The sequence below is a fragment of the Noviherbaspirillum sp. ST9 genome, assembly GCF_048799745.1.
GTDB lineage: Bacteria > Pseudomonadota > Gammaproteobacteria > Burkholderiales > Burkholderiaceae_D > Noviherbaspirillum.
Genome location: NZ_JBLWFR010000002.1, coordinates 297,078 through 311,928, shown reverse-complemented (window position 1 = coordinate 311,928; position 14,851 = coordinate 297,078). Strand labels below are relative to the sequence as shown.

At 59.1% G+C, this 14,851-nt stretch carries 12 protein-coding genes; 8 read left to right on the top strand and 4 right to left on the bottom strand.

The window, feature by feature from the left end; all coding sequences use genetic code 11:
- The first annotated feature begins 132 nt into the window (after positions 1–132).
- Genes ACNOHI_RS04755 through ACNOHI_RS04740 form a run of 4 tightly spaced genes read left to right on the top strand, consistent with a single transcriptional unit; the run spans position 133 to position 4,587 of the window.
- The gene (locus ACNOHI_RS04755; protein WP_420473498.1) at positions 133–717 is read left to right on the top strand and encodes a 2-oxoacid:acceptor oxidoreductase family protein; all 585 of its coding nucleotides are present in this window, start codon (positions 133–135) and stop codon (positions 715–717) included.
- On the top strand, positions 710–1,957 hold the full coding sequence (gene porA / locus ACNOHI_RS04750; protein ID WP_420473497.1) for a pyruvate ferredoxin oxidoreductase: 1,248 nt from the start codon (positions 710–712) through the stop codon (positions 1,955–1,957). Before ACNOHI_RS04755 ends, porA begins: the two co-directional genes overlap by 8 nt.
- Positions 1,958–1,967: 10 nt before the next feature.
- Positions 1,968–2,963 (top strand): thiamine pyrophosphate-dependent enzyme, encoded by a 996-nt coding sequence (locus ACNOHI_RS04745; RefSeq protein ID WP_420473496.1) that lies wholly within the window; start codon positions 1,968–1,970, stop codon positions 2,961–2,963.
- A 1-nt stretch (position 2,964) separates the two neighbouring features.
- Positions 2,965–4,587: an NAD(P)-binding protein gene (locus tag ACNOHI_RS04740; protein WP_420473495.1), complete on the top strand. Its 1,623-nt coding sequence runs from the start codon at positions 2,965–2,967 to the stop codon at positions 4,585–4,587.
- A gap of 10 nt (positions 4,588–4,597) precedes the next feature.
- On the opposite strand, the gene ACNOHI_RS04735 is transcribed toward ACNOHI_RS04740, so the two are convergent.
- The 4 genes from ACNOHI_RS04735 to ACNOHI_RS04720 form a co-directional block, all read right to left on the bottom strand.
- On the bottom strand, positions 4,598–4,861 hold the full coding sequence (locus ACNOHI_RS04735; RefSeq protein ID WP_420473494.1) for a hypothetical protein: 264 nt from the start codon (positions 4,859–4,861) through the stop codon (positions 4,598–4,600).
- A 9-nt stretch (positions 4,862–4,870) separates the two neighbouring features.
- The gene (locus ACNOHI_RS04730) at positions 4,871–5,473 is read right to left on the bottom strand and encodes a cytochrome c oxidase subunit 3 family protein (protein ID WP_420473493.1); all 603 of its coding nucleotides are present in this window, start codon (positions 5,471–5,473) and stop codon (positions 4,871–4,873) included.
- 138 nt (positions 5,474–5,611) lie between these two features.
- A complete protein-coding gene (locus ACNOHI_RS04725; RefSeq protein ID WP_420473492.1) occupies positions 5,612–6,076 on the bottom strand; it encodes a YaiI/YqxD family protein in 465 nt (154 codons plus the stop codon).
- Positions 6,077–6,209: 133 nt separating this feature from the next.
- A complete protein-coding gene (locus tag ACNOHI_RS04720; RefSeq protein ID WP_420473491.1) occupies positions 6,210–8,441 on the bottom strand; it encodes an NADP-dependent isocitrate dehydrogenase in 2,232 nt (743 codons plus the stop codon).
- 331 nt (positions 8,442–8,772) lie between these two features.
- On the opposite strand from ACNOHI_RS04720, the gene ACNOHI_RS04715 reads away from it, so the two are divergent.
- The 4 genes from ACNOHI_RS04715 to ACNOHI_RS04700 all read left to right on the top strand — a co-directional run bounded on the left by ACNOHI_RS04715 (position 8,773) and on the right by ACNOHI_RS04700 (position 14,839).
- A complete protein-coding gene (locus ACNOHI_RS04715; protein WP_420473490.1) occupies positions 8,773–11,001 on the top strand; it encodes an EAL domain-containing protein in 2,229 nt (742 codons plus the stop codon).
- Positions 11,002–11,236: 235 nt separating this feature from the next.
- Positions 11,237–11,647, top strand: a complete 411-nt coding sequence (locus tag ACNOHI_RS04710; protein ID WP_420473489.1) for an ExbD/TolR family protein — start codon at positions 11,237–11,239, stop codon at positions 11,645–11,647.
- Between the two features lie 7 nt (positions 11,648–11,654).
- Complete coding sequence (locus ACNOHI_RS04705) at positions 11,655–12,398, top strand: hypothetical protein (RefSeq protein ID WP_420473488.1); 744 nt, start codon at positions 11,655–11,657, stop codon at positions 12,396–12,398.
- A gap of 74 nt (positions 12,399–12,472) precedes the next feature.
- Positions 12,473–14,839: a TonB-dependent receptor gene (locus tag ACNOHI_RS04700; protein WP_420473487.1), complete on the top strand. Its 2,367-nt coding sequence runs from the start codon at positions 12,473–12,475 to the stop codon at positions 14,837–14,839.
- Positions 14,840–14,851 lie beyond the last annotated feature (12 nt).

Sequence of the window (14,851 nt, the reverse complement as noted above, 5' to 3'; positions counted from 1 at the left end):
GGAGTGAATCAAGCGCCACCTAACCCTCCCCGTCATTCCCGCCAAGGCGGGAATGACGGGGGAAAAGAAGTCTGAAAGCAATACCGTTGCCACCCGCAATCGGTCGGCAACAAGCAACACCAGGAGCCCCTCATGCTATTCCAAGTCCGAATCCACGGCCGCGGCGGCCAGGGGGTCGTCTCCGCAGCAGAGATGCTCTCCGTCGCCGCCTTCCTCGAAAACAAGCACGCGCAAGCCTTCCCCAGCTTCGGTTCCGAGCGCATGGGCGCGCCGGTGATGGCCTTCTGCCGCATCGACGACAAGGAAATCCGCCTGCGCGAACCCGTCATGCACCCCGACGCGCTGATCATCCAGGACCCGACGCTGCTGCACCAGGTCGACCTGTTTTCCGGAGTCTCGCCGGAAGGTTTCATCCTCATCAACTCCACCCGCAGTTTCGACGAACTCGGCATCGGCAACTTCGTGAAGGGTTATCGTCCCGAGCGGTTGTGCACCGTTCCCGCCACCGAACTCGCGCTCAAGCACGTCGGGCGCCCACTCCCGAATGTCGCGCTGCTCGGCGGATTCGCCGCGATCAGCGGCATGGTGACTATCGAATCGGTCTGCGCTGCGATCCGCGACAAGTTCCCGCCCAAGATTGCCGACGGCAACATCGCCGCCGCGCGCGAAGCCTACGCCTTCGTCAAGGATGAAATGAAAGAGGCAAGCCATGCTTAAGCAAACCGAGGGCTCGCACGCGATGGCGGAGGCCATTGCCCTGTGCCGCCCTGAAGTCATCTGCGCCTATCCGATCACGCCGCAGACTCACATCGTCGAGGGCTTGGGCGAGATCGTGAAGTCGGGCGAACTGGAGAATTGCGAATTCATCAACGTGGAATCGGAATTCGCAGCACTGTCCGTGGCCATCGGTGCGTCCGCCGCCGGTGCGCGCACCTATACTGCGACGGCCAGCCAGGGCCTGCTGTTCATGGCGGAAGCCGTGTACAACGCCGCCGGACTCGGCCTGCCGATCGTCATGACCATCGGCAACCGCGCGATCGGCGCTCCGATCAACATCTGGAACGACCATACGGATTCCATGTCCATGCGCGACGCCGGCTGGATCCAGATTTACGCGGAGAACAACCAGGAAGCAGTCGACCTGCACATCCAGGCCTTCCGCCTGGCGGAAGAGCTGTCGATGCCGGTGATGGTCTGCGTGGACGGTTTCATCCTCACGCATGCCTATGAACGCATCGATATCCCCTCGCAGGAACAGGTCGATGCCTACATTCCTCCCTTTGAGCCGCGCCAGGTGCTCGATCCGCGCGAACCGGTTTCCATCGGCGCCATGGTCGGGCCGGACGCCTTCATGGAAGTCCGTTATCTGGCGCATCACAAGCAGATGCGCGCACTGGAACTGATTCCCCAGCTTTCGGCAGAGTTCGAACAGCAGTTCGGCCGCAAGGCGGGCGATCTCATCAAGACCTATCGCTGCGAAGACGCGAAGACGATTGTCGTGGCGCTCGGCTCAGTCATCGGCACCATCAAGGATGTCATCGACGACATGCGCGACCAGGGCGAATCGATCGGGGCGGTCTCCATCTGTTCCTTCCGACCCTTCCCCACGCGCCAACTGCACAATGCGCTATGCAAGGCTGAACGCATCGTCGTGCTCGAAAAGGCACTGTCGCTTGGCATCGGCGGCGTCGTCTCGCATGACCTGCACATGGCGCTGGCAGGAACGAAGGTCCGCGCCTACACCGTCGTCGCGGGACTCGGCGGTCGCCCAATCACCAAGACCAGCCTGCGCAACCTGTTCGAGAAGGCACAGCAGGACGCGCTGGAGCCGCTGACCTTCCTCGACCTCAACCAGAATGTCGTGAACCGGGAAATCGAGCGCGAGAAGCAGCAGCGCCGCTCCGGCCCAACCGCGGAAAACATCCTGCGCGACCTTGCCGCCGGCAATGCACGCTGAGGAGCCGACCATGGAAAAGCAACCCGTCAAGTTCTACCAGACCGGCACCTTCACTGTCGGCAACCGCCTGCTCGCGCCGGATGAGCGGTCGGTGCAGGCCAACATGACCCGCACCAATTCGCTCAACTCCGGCCACCGCGCCTGTCAGGGCTGCGGCGAAGCGCTAGGCGCGCGTTACGCCATCGACGCCGCAATGCGCGCAGCGGACAAGCAGGTCATCGCGGCCAACGCCACCGGCTGCCTGGAAGTATTCTCCACGCCCTACCCGGAAACCTCCTGGCAGATCCCATGGATCCACTCCCTGTTCGGCAATGCCTCGGCGGTGGCCACCGGCGTTGCCGCGGCAATGAAGGTCAAGGGCCGCAAGGACGTGCGCGTGATTGCCCAGGGCGGCGACGGCGGCACGACGGACATCGGCTTCGGCTGCCTGTCCGGCATGTTCGAGCGCAACGATGACGTGCTCTACATCTGCTACGACAACCAGGCCTACATGAATACCGGCGTGCAGCGATCGTCGGCAACGCCGCCTGCCGCACGCACGGCGACGACGATGCCAGTCGGTCCGGAACCGGGCGCCACCTGGGGTCAAGGCAAGAACGTGCCGCAGATTGCCATGGCCCACGGCATTCCGTACGTCGCCACCGCCTCCGTCGCCTACCTGCACGACCTTGAAGCCAAGGTCACCAAGGCGATGGCTTTGCGCGGCGCGCGCTATATCCACATCCTGGTGCCGTGTCCACTTGGCTGGGGCGCGGCATCACAGGACACCATCCGGCTCGCCCGTCTTGCCGTCGAGACTGGCCTGTTCCCCCTGTACGAAGCCGAGCATGGCGAAGTCGTGGCTTCCCAGAAGATTCGCCAGCGCGTACCCGTCGAGGAATACCTCAAGCTGCAGAAGCGCTTTGCCCACCTGTTTGGCAAGCAGCCGGCGGTGGAAACCATTGCCCGTATCCAGGCAATGGCCGATAGGAACATCCGGAAATTCGCCCTGCTGGAGGACCGCTGACATGGACAAACCCTTTGCCATCACGCTCGACGTCGGCTCCTCGCTGGCCAACCGCACGGGATCGTGGCGCACTACCCGCCCGGTCTACGTCGACCGCCTGCCGCCCTGCAACAATGCTTGCCCGGCGGGCGAAAACATCCAGGCCTGGCTCTACCATGCGGAATCCGGCGACTACGAAAAGGCCTGGCGCGAGCTGGTGAGAAACAACCCGATGCCCGCCGTCATGGGACGCGTCTGTTACCACCCCTGCGAGTCCGCCTGCAATCGCGGCTGCCTCGATGAGCCGGTGAATGTGCATGCAGTGGAACGCTTCCTTGGCGACGAGGCGATACGGCAAGGCTGGAAGGCGGAGCCCGGTCCCGCAAGTGGCAAGAAGGTGCTCGTGATCGGCGCCGGCCCCTCCGGCCTGTCCGCCGCCTGGCACTTGCGCCTGCTGGGACATGAGGTGACGATCGACGAAGCCGGCCCGCTCACGGGCGGCATGATGCGTTTCGGCATTCCGAAGTATCGCCTTCCGCGCGACGTGCTCGACGCCGAAGTCCGTCGCATCGAAGCCATGGGTGTCACCATCCGCCTGAACCGCAAAGTCGACGACGTTCTGGTTGCCATGAAGGAAGGCGGGTTCGACGCCGTCTTCCTCGCGGTAGGCGCGCACGTCGCCAAGCGCGCCTACATCCCGGCCGGCACCGCCAGCCGCATCCTCGACGCCGTCTCCGTCCTCAAGAGCATGGAAGGCCAGGAAAAGCCGATGCTGGGCCGGCGTGTCGTCGTCTACGGAGGCGGCAACACCGCCATCGACGTCGCCCGCACGGCGAAACGCCTCGGCGCGGAAGAATCCATCATCGTCTACCGCCGCACTCGCGAGAAAATGCCGGCGCACGACTTCGAGGTCGAGGAAGCGCTGCAGGAAGGCGTGATGATGAAATGGCTGTCGACCATCAAGGAAGCCGGCGACGGCAGCTTCACGGTCGAAAAGATGCAACTCGACGAGAACGGCTTCCCGCAACCGACGGGCGAATTCGAAACCATCGAAGCCGATTCCCTCGTGCTCGCGCTGGGCCAGGATGTGGACCTGTCGCTGCTGTCGAACGTGCCGGGCCTGGACATCAAGGACGGCATGGTGCAGGTCAACCGCAACATGATGACCTCGCACCCCGGCATCTTCGCCGGCGGGGACATGGTACCGGCCGAGCGCACGGTGACGGTGGCGATCGGGCATGGCAAGAAGGCGGCGCGCAACATCGATGCGTGGTTGCGCGGCACGACTTATGAAGCACCGCCGAAACACGAGCTCGCCACCTTCGACAAGCTCAATACCTGGTACTACGCGGATGCCCCGAAGACGGTGCAGCCGGTACTCGACATCATTCGGCGCCAGTCGACCTTCGACGAAGTGCTTGGCGGACTGGATGAGGGCAACGCGCAGTTCGAAGCGCGACGTTGCCTCTCATGCGGCAACTGCTTCGAGTGCGACAACTGCTACGGCGTCTGTCCGGACAACGCGGTGATCAAGCTCGGGCCGGGAAAGCGCTTCGAGATCAATTACGACTACTGCAAGGGTTGCGGAATTTGCGTGTCGGAGTGCCCGTGCGGGGCGATCAAGACGGAGCAGGAGACCATCTAGGGAATACTTTTTAGCCAAGCGTTGTGGTGAGAACCAGCGCTGCAGGAGCAAATGCAGTAAATATCCGCAGAAGCCAGGTCACATAGGGGTGGGCTTCTGCGGCATTCAAGAAATACCGGGTGACGAGCCAGCCCTTCAACCAGATCAGCGCTGCGACGATGATCGGCAGCCAGGAGGCATGGCCGGCCCTCAGTCCGGCAGCCAGGCCTGCAGCAGACAGAAAAAGCAGCCCCAGCCACGCCAGGGTGAGCTTATCGTTCTTCAGTCGATCCATTGCCACTCCTCAGGCAAGCACATAGAACAATGGAAATAGCGCAAGCCAGATGATGTCGGTCGCATGCCAGTAACTGGCAAGTGCCTCCAGTCCGTCGTGCTGCTCGCTTGAATAGGCGTTCCCCGCCATCCGCACGAGTACCCAGCCCATACCCAATATCCCCCAGCACGCATGCACCAGATGGTTGAGCGTGAGGTAGTAATAGACCGTATAGAAAATCCCGGCGCGCCCGTCGATTCCGTGCGCGATGTTCCACTGGATTTCTAGAACTTTGACGATCGGATAACCGATTGCAACGATCATCGCCAGCACGAGCCACCGCAGCGACGCAGGATTTCGCCCGGCCTTCATCGCCCCTACGGCGCGTGCAATAAAAAAGCTGCTGGTCACCATGATGAAAGTGTTGATCGTGCCCGCCGTCGTCGAGATCAACTCCGGTCCCTGCCTGAAGGCGTCGGGGTTATGGTAACGGGAGATAAAGTACACAACGAACATCAGCGCGAATTCGACGAATTCGGCGGTAATCCCCACCCAGATCGCCTTGTTTCCGGGGAAACGGCGCTCTTTACCCGACGGGGGTTGGACAGGATAGGCAGCAGCTTCAGCAAGCATGACGGAAGGCCCGATTCAAATTGACATAGTCCCGCAAAGAGATACCGGTGAAATTGTCCCTCCGCAACGGACGTAAAAACAGAGGCAGAACGCAGGGAAATAACCGTATCAGACGGCCGTGTCCGAACAAGCCTCGGCTTAACGCGGCCCCGGCCGATTCCGGCTCCGCGCAAGCTCGCGGTCCAGCGCATTGGCGAAGTTCTGGCGGTCGGCGTGGCTGAACGCCGCCGGACCACCCGTGTCGACGCCACTGCTGCGTAATTCTTCCATGAAAGCGCGCATCGTCAGCTGTTGGGCAATGGTGTCCTTGGTGTACCACTCCCCGCGCGGATTGAGCGGCAACCCGCCTTTTTCCAGTACCAGGGAAGCCAGGGGAATGTCTCCGGTCACCACGATATCGCCTGGGCTGACCCGACGGACGATCTCGGCATCCGCAGCATCCGCGCCAGCCGGGACCTGGAGCGCACGGATGAAGCGCGAGCCGGGCACGCGGATCAAACGGTTGGCAACCAGCGTGACGTCGATCTGAAGGCGATCGGCCACCCGGAACAGGATGTCTTTGATGACGGCGGGACAGGCGTCGGCGTCGACGCAGATGTGCATGGCAAATTGGCTGTAGGCAGCAGGATGCGATCTGCCTCATTGTAGAAAAACGCAAAAAGGCACCACAACTTCGTGTGGTGCCTTTTCCTTTCAAAAAGAAAGCGTCGGCGCACTTTTCAGCGCACCGCGTGCATCAGGCAGCGAACTTCTCCAGCACCGCGTTGAATGTTGCGCTCGGACGCATGACCGCCTTCACCTTGACGTCATCGGGCTTGAAGTAGCCGCCGATATCGACCGGCTTGCCTTGCACCTCGATCAGCTCGCCCACGATCTTCTGCTCGTTGTCTGCCAGCGCTTTCGCCAGCGGCGCAAAGGCAGCGGCAAGTGCGGCGTCTTCCGTCTGTGCCGCCAGTTCCTGTGCCCAGTACATGGCCAGATAGAACTGGCTGCCGCGGTTGTCCAGCTCGCCGGTCTTCGGCGACGGCGACTTGCGGTTGTCCAGCAGCTTGCCGGTGGCAGCGTCCAGGGTCTTTGCCAGAACCTTCGCCTTGGCGTTGCCTTCCTTGATGCCGAGGTCTTCGAGGCTGACCGCCAGCGCCAGGAATTCGCCCAGCGAATCCCAACGCAGGTGATTTTCCTCGACCAGCTGCTGCACGTGCTTGGGCGCCGAACCGCCGGCACCGGTTTCGTACATGCCGCCGCCGGCCATCAGCGGAACGATAGACAGCATCTTTGCGCTGGTGCCCAGTTCCAGGATCGGGAACAGGTCGGTCAGGTAGTCGCGCAGGATGTTGCCGGTAACCGAAATCGTGTCGAGGCCGCGGCTCACGCGTTCGAGCGTGTAACGCATCGCACGGACCTGCGACATGATCTGGATGTCCAGGCCGGTGGTGTCGTGATCCTTCAGGTAGGTATTGACCTTCTTGATCAGCTCGTTCTCGTGCGGACGGTAGGGGTCGAGCCAGAACACGGCCGGCATGCCCGAGTTGCGTGCGCGCGTCACGGCGAGCTTGACCCAGTCGCGGATCGGTGCGTCCTTGACCTGGCACATGCGCCAGATGTCGCCCTGCTCCACATTCTGCGTCAGCAGCACTTCGCCGGTCGCGAGGTCGGTGATGTTGGCCACGCCGTCTTCCGCGATTTCGAAGGTCTTGTCGTGCGAACCGTACTCTTCCGCCTGCTGGGCCATCAGGCCGACGTTGGGCACGGTGCCCATCGTGCGCGGGTCGAAAGCGCCATGCCATTTGCAGAAGTTGATGATTTCTTGATAAATACGCGCGAAGGTGCTCTCCGGGATCACCGCCTTGACTTCCTTGAGGCGGCCGTCGGCGCCGTACATCTTGCCGCCGTTGCGGATCATGGCCGGCATGGACGCGTCGACGATGACGTCGTTCGGCGAATGGAAGTTGGTGATGCCCTTGGCGGAATCGACCATCGCCAGTGCCGGACGGTGCTCCTGGCAGGCGTGAAGGTCACGGATGACTTCTTCGCGCTGGGATTCGGGCAGCTTGGCCAGCTTGCCGTACAGGTCGGCCATGCCGTTGTTGACGTTCACGCCCAGGCTGTCGAGCAGCGCGCCGTGCTTTTCAAACGCTTCCTTGTAGAACATGCGCACGCAGTGGCCGAAGACGATCGGATGCGACACCTTCATCATGGTCGCCTTGACGTGCAGGGAGAACATGACGCCGGTCTTGTGTGCGTCTTCGATCTGCTGCTCGTAAAACGCGAGCAGCGCCTTGCGGCTCATGAACATCGAATCGATGACTTCGCCGTCCAGCAGGGAGACCTTCGGCTTCAGGACGATCGTCTTGCCGCTCTTGGTGATCAGTTCCATCTTGACATCGCGTGCGCGATCCAGCGTCATCGACTTTTCGCCGTGATAGAAGTCGCCGCTGGTCATGTGCGATACGTGGGTGCGCGAGGCCTGCGACCATTCGCCCATCGAGTGCGGATTCTTGCGCGCATATTCCTTCACGGCGCGCGGCGCACGGCGGTCGGAGTTGCCTTCACGCAGTACCGGGTTGACGGCGGAGCCGATGCACTTGCCGTAGCGGGCCTTGATGGCCTTCTCTTCGTCGGTCTTGGGGTCGGCCGGGTAGTCGGGGATCTTGTAACCCTTATCCTGCAGTTCCTTGATCGCTGCCAGCAGCTGGCCCACCGAGGCGCTGATGTTGGGCAGCTTGATGATGTTTGCGTCCGGCTCGAGCGTCTTCTTGCCCAGTTCCGCGAGCGTGTCGGGGACGCGCTGCTCCGGCGTCAGATAATCCGAGAAATTGCCCAGGATGCGTGCCGCGACAGAGATGTCGCTCTGTTCGATGCGGATGCCGGCCGGCTTGGCGAACGTAGTGATGACTGGCAGGAAGGCGTGGGTTGCCAGCAGGGGTGCCTCGTCGGTTAGCGTGTAGATGATGGTCGGATCGCTCATACGTTGCCTTTAGTTGGTTTTCTCGGGGAGGTTGTCAAGTTTTCAATCATTGCCCTGCCCGGCTCGCGTATTTCCCGGTGGAATTCGCGGACTTTCCAGGTCTTATATAAGACATATGATTCGTTCGCATTATGCATTGCCTTTTCACTATACGCAACCATAATCCGGCGGGTCGCCGTAACGCTTCGCCGATATGGAAGGTTGGAAAAAGTTCAATCGCGATACGATTTTTTTGAGGTCTTTTGCGCAAGCTTTAGTCGCTGCACTATTCTGGAACTTCGTCATTGACGCTCTACATCGCTGATACCAGAATAACCAAGAGGTGGTCACTATGGACTTTGACGGCGGGCAAAAGAACCCCAAGGGAAAGATTCTGGTAGTAGACGATACTCCCGGCAATTTGCGTCTCTTGATCAGCATGCTTGGAGCCCAAGGCTATATCGTCCATCCCGCCATCAGCGGCAAAGATGCCCTCCGATTTCTGCAAACGACCCTTCCGGACCTTGTCCTGCTCGATATCAGGATGCCGGGGATGGATGGGTACGAAGTGTGCCGGCAAATCAAAGCCGATGAACGCACACGAAACCTTCCCGTCATTTTCATCAGTGCCGCCGATGAGGTATTGGACAAGGTCACGGCATTTTCTTCAGGAGGAATCGACTATGTCGTGAAGCCTCTGCAAGAGGAAGAAGTCCTGGCGCGGATCAACACCCATCTCACTTTGGCCCAACTGCAGAAAAGCCTTGAAGAGCGTGTTCGTGAAAGAACTGCTGCCCTGACCGAAGCCAATAGCCGGTTGAATGAGGAAATCAGCGAGCGCAAACTGGTTGAAGCGGAATTGCGCACGAGAGAGGCGCAAATCCGCAGCCTGGTGGATGCCGATATCATCGGAATTTTTTTCTGGGATATCGATAGAGGCGTGATCGATGCAAATGACGCGTTCCTGTCCATCATCGGGCATGACAGGAACGATCTGATGGCCGGAAAAATAGACCTGGCTGCAATTACGCCGCCGGAATATCTGGATCGCGACCAGAATGCATTTCTTCAGCTCAAGCAATCCTCCCGGTTTGTTTCGTATGACAAGGAATTCCTGCGCAAGGATGGCGAGCGCGTGCCGGTCATGATTGGCGGCACGTTCATCGAGGGCTCGCATCAGGCAGGAGTGTCCTTCGTGCTCGACCTGACCGAGCGAAAGCACGCTGAAAAGCGCATCAAATACCTGGCACAGTACGATTCGCTCTCCGGGCTCCTTAACCGGAAATCAATCATCGACAGGCTGGACCAGTGCATCATGCACGTACAGCCCGGCGAACATCATCACGTCACGGTTTTTCTTCTCGACGTGGATGACTTCAAACGCATCAACGATTCCTTGGGACAGCAGATCGGAGACCGGCTCCTGCAGATGACCGCGCGGCGCCTCGAAAGCTGTCTGCGGCACGGAGACAGCATCGCGCGAGCAGGCGGCGACGAGTTTGTTCTTCTCTTCCCGGCATTGCACGAAAGAAGTGATGCCGTCCTGATTGCGGAAAAAGTCCTGAACTCCATGAAGCAACCCTTTGCTGTCAATGGACACGAGTTGCATATCAGCTCCAGCATCGGCATCAGCATGTATCCTCACGACGGCGCAAATGCGGTTGCCTTGCTTGGCGCGGCGGATGCCGCCATGTTCGAAGCCAAGAAGAGAGGACGTGACAACTACCAGTTTTATACGGCATCGCTTGACGCGGCCCTCAAGGATCGCTTTGCACTCGAAAACCAGTTGCGTCGCGCATGGATGCACAAGGAACTTGCCGTCTACTACCAGCCGCAAGTAGATATGGAAACCGGCAACATCTACTCGGCGGAAGCATTGTTGCGCTGGGAGCAGCCAGGGGCCAGTCCCGTATCGTTCGCCAGATTTGTGCCGATCGCAGAATCGACTGGCCTGATCCTGCCTATCGGCGAGTGGCTCCTCCGGCAATGCTGCCTGGAACTGCAGTACTGGCGCAATCATGGCAGCCCGGATTTGAGGGTAGCGATCAATCTCTCCCCACGCCAGTTTGAACAGGGCGACTTGCATGAGCAGGTAGCAAAGATCCTTGAAGAATTCGACTTGCCGGCCGATGCGCTCGATCTGGAAATCACTGAAAGCATCCTGATGCAGCCCAGTGAAGACAACCTCACGGTCCTCAATCGCTTGAGCGAGATGGGCATACATCTTTCGCTGGATGACTTTGGAACCGGCTATTCCAGCCTCGCCTATTTACAGCGGTTTCCCATCGACGTGCTGAAGATCGACAAGGCGTTCATCAACGGACTGCTGACCAGTCCGAACGACCAGGCGCTGGTCACGGCGATTATCGCCATGGCGGAGAGCCTTCAGATCAAGGTCTTGGCTGAAGGCGTGGAAACACTGCAGCAAGCGCAATTTCTTCAAAAGAACGGCTGCAAGGCAGCTCAAGGGTTTTACTACAGCGAAGCGGTGCCATCCACGCGATTTGCGGAACTGTTGCAGAGCCAGGGGGGGCAACGAATGCGACCGTCTTTCGACTCTCGGCCCGTTCCAGCAAAGTAGTACTTTGCGATAGAGCCTTAGGACATGCTTTCATCGTACCCGGCTTGACTTCCCCACCGACAAAGCAAGTCGGAAATCAACACTCTCTGATTGTTATTTTGACAATCCAGAAGCGGTGTCTCCTGTCGAAGACGAGTAATTTCCAGGAGGATTAACCCGGCATCTTCCAATTTCTCTGCTATCAACTATATTTAAAGCAACAATAATGATGATCAACCTATAGCAGGGTTGTCCAATGAGGAGCTGGGGAGAATCCAAGCGGGCACGGGCGCGCATCGAGATCATTCCGATGATCGATGTGATGATGTTCCTGTTGATTTTTTTTGTCCTCATCAGCATCAACGTCATTCCCACGCTGGGCGTTCGAACCCAGCTGCCGAAGTCGTCCCAGGTACAGGAGCTGAATACGCCGGTACGGGTGGTCATCACTATCGCCAAGGAAGGTGAACTCCTGCTCGACGGCCGGCTGGTGACGCTGGAAGAGATTCCGAAGCGGCTTCGCGAAAAGCAGGGGGAGGACCTGAAAAAGCCGAGCGTCCTTGTCAATGGCGACGAATCGGTCCGGTTGCAGCGATTGCTCGACGTACTGGACGTCGTCAAGGCCAGCGGCTTTGATTCCTTATCGATCGCTGCGCGAAGAAAATGAGGGTGCGATGAATGCCCTCTACCGCATGCGAGACTGGCTCGGTATACCGCCCGCGTTTCTTGTATTGATGCTCTTGATTGCCATTCCTGCACGTCATCTGATGAGCAGGTTCCCTGACGGGCGATTCGAAGTAAATATTGAAGCGCCTGCTCCGCTGCCCTCCCCCTCGAAACCGGAGCTTGCACCACCAACTGAAAGCGTACCGCCGGCGATGGCCGCGCCCAAGGCGTTGACGAAGCGTCACAGTCGCGATTCCGCATCGTCACCGGCACAGGTACTGCCCGTACCCCGGTCAACAGCATCGATCTCCTCGCCTGCGAATGAGGGACTTCAGGTCCCCGAATTGCCACTGCCAGCCGTGCCGGCAACGACTCCTTCTCCAGTTGAGTCTTCCACACCGTCCCTGATCCCGACGGCCTCCCAAACAGCAAGAAGCCTGAGTATCGATGAAGCGTACATCGCTCAGATACGAACCAATGTGCAAGGGCGAAAAAAATACCCGACCGGACGCGAGGCGAGCGTGCAGAAACCATCCGGTACGGTGCGCGCCTGCATGGATCTGGGTCGGGACGGTATCGCAGCAAACGAAATCGTCATTGAACGCACATCCCATTCGATGATTCTCGACGCCGAGGCAAGAAAGCTGTTGCGCATGGGGGTCTACCCGCCATTTCCCGCTGGCGCATTTCCAGGGGAATCGACGCACAGATTCTGCATTCACCTGGATTACACGTTCCAACCGTCTGGCTAGCGTCTCCTGGCTGGAGGAATCCTGGAGAAAGCCCTACCCGTCTCCTTGGCAAGTTGCTGAAAAAGGAAAGAATCATGCAGCCGAAACGATGCACACTGTCAGTTCTGGCAACGTCCTTGCTCGCAGCATACGGCGGCCAGGTCGTCGCGCAAACTTCCAGCCCGGACTCCGCCACCAAAGCGTCCGAGGTGGGAACGATTTCCATCGTCGGCGAAGGCGAAGAGTTGGGCACCGGCCTCATCGAGCCGGACGACACACCCAGGGCGCGCAGTGTGGTATCGCAGGCAAGCGCGGAAAAGGAACGCGCGACTGCGGATCCTTTCCAGCTGATTGAATTACTCCCGGGCGTGAACTCCGCCAGCGCGGACGCGACCGGGCTGTTCGATAGTGCATTCTCAAGTCGTTCGTTCTTGAACAATCAAATGGGCTTCACGATCGACGGCGTGCCCATCAACGACGGCGCAAGCACCGTCTTTCCGCAGCCATTCGTAGACCCGGAGAATCTCTGCCAGGTGTCCGTGACCCGCGCTTCGAGCGAGTTTGATGCGCCTAACATCTACGCAGTCGGCGGCACCGTCAACGTCGCCACCTGCGACCCCACCGACAAAACCGGATTCCGCTTTTCACAGACACTTGGCGGGCTGAACCTTCGCAAGACATTCTTGCGTGCCGAGACCGGCAAACTTCTTGACGATCGATTCAAAGCCTATATTTCGGCCTCCGAGAGCCACGTCGACAAATGGAAGGGAAAAGGTTATGCAAACCGCGATCAGTACGGGTTCGGGGCCGAGTGGAACATCTCTCCGGGCAATCGTATCCGCTTCAGCGGACTGCACAATGTGCAGATGAATCACAATATCCGGGCGATTACCAAACAGCAGTACGCTCAGTTTGGCCGCGGCTTCGACTTTCCCGAAACCTTCCAGGGACACCTCACTCCAGTCAACGGAACCGCGCAGGTCGAAACGGCTATCGGCTACTACGGGCTCAACCGCAATCCGGCACGCAACTGGATGTATTCGTTCAAAGGAAATTTCCAGCTCAAGCCTGACTTGCGTCTCGATGTGGAGCCCTACTATTGGACCAGTAATTCCACCGGGGCCAGTCAGGAGGCGGTCATTGCCGAAAACGCTTTCCTCGACAGCACAACCCGTACCCTGACAGGCAGGACGGATATCAACGGTGACGGCGATACGCTGGATTCAATCCTGGTCGCCCGGCAGACCCTCAACGATACCCACCGCCCAGGCATTACCGTCCGACTCAATTGGCAGCTGGATAATCACAGGCTCACATTTGGTTATTGGTTCGAACGGGCCAGACTGCGCCAAACCAATCCGGCAGTTCGTGTGAATAACGACGGCACCGCAGCCGATGTATGGCTGAGTGACGACGTGATCCTGCGCCCCGACGGAACCCCGTACGAAAACACCTCCCGACTCACCATCACGACTGCGAAACAGCCGTTTGTGCAGGACTCGATGACCTTCATGAACGAAAAACTGAATGTGGCGATCGGCGCTCGTGCCCCTCAATTTACCAATGACTTTTTCAACTATGCGAGCGAGGGGCGCGCCGGCTCGGGAGCCGTCAACGCGGGGACGGCCAACAGCTTTTCCGATTACCAATTGAAGCAACGCTTCAGCAAAGTGCTTCCAAGCGCCGCCGTACGCTATTGGCTGACACAGGCAAGTCACGTCTTTGCAAATGTTTCGAGAAACTTCAAGCCGCCCAATAACCAGATCTACACGAACTCGATTACGCGTGGGCAAGTGCTGTTCAGGGCTGCCAATACCATACCGGAGAGTTCGATCAACACCGATTTAGGCTACCGGTCGCAAGGAGCGGCATTCAACTTTTCCGCCATTGCATTTCACACGAACTTTGACGACCGGCTGGCTGCCGCATTTGACGACCAGGCAGGAGGAACGATCTTGACCAATGTCGGCAAGGTGATCGTCAAGGGGATAGAGCTGGAGGCGGGAACACGACCGTTCTTCGGCGGGTGGAGTGTCTACGGCTCGTACGCGTATACCGAAAGCGAGATGAAGGAGAATCTCAAGACTGGGGCGACAACCTCACTGCCGACAAAGGGCAAGGATTTCCCCAACACGCCGCACAATATTGCCGGCATCCGCATTCAATATGCTTCAGGCCCCTTCTACGCGCAGCTTCAGGCAAAGTACACCGGAAAATTCTTCTCCACTCTGGTGAACGATGAAAGTGTTCCCGGCTATACGGTCGCCAACCTCAACATGGGTTACAAATTGCCGGACGCGTGGTATCTCAAGAATCAAGTCCTGCGACTCAACGTCACCAATCTTTTCGACAAAAGCTATCTCGCGTCAAGGGGAGGTGTCGCCAATACCGCGGCGAACAATCCCACTTATTTTGCCGGAGCGCCGCGCTTTGTCAGCATTTCTTATGGGGTTGTGTTTTGACTTGAGGCGGCA